The 404-nt window shown below is 59.9% G+C and carries 1 protein-coding gene; it reads right to left on the reverse strand.

Translation table 11 applies throughout. The features are described 5' to 3' along the window. Positions 1 to 17 precede the first annotated feature (17 nt). Positions 18 to 404: YciE/YciF ferroxidase family protein (locus AC0L3O_RS35530; RefSeq protein ID WP_473618168.1), on the reverse strand; the 387-nt coding region annotated here is incomplete at its 5' end.

Here is a 404-nt window from a genome sequence, read left to right on the forward strand (position 1 = left end):
GTCGAAGCGCCGATTACCTAGGCAGCTTCCTGCATCGCTCTCTCGTTGACGCTGGTCTCTCCAAGCTGCGTCAGCGCCTCGTCAGTCGCCTTTTCCTCTTCGAGCGTCTCCTCGAGCAGCGGCACGGCATCCTTTAGGCCGAGCAATCCGGCCCAGGTGACCAGGGTGCCGTAGCGGGCGATCTCATAGTGTTCAACCTCTTGCGCCGCCGCCACAAGACCAGCGTCCAGAGCCGGAGCTTGCTTGAATTCCTCAAGTATCTCCTGCCCTTCCTCAATGATGCCATCGATCGCGGGACATGTCTTTCCTTGTGGCCGTTTGCCGAACATCTCGAAGACCTGCTGCAGCCGTTCGATCTGAGCCTCCGTCTCGTCGCGGTGCTTTTCGAATGCGGCGGTCAGTTG

This window comes from Mesorhizobium sp. WSM4810 (assembly GCF_055811235.1).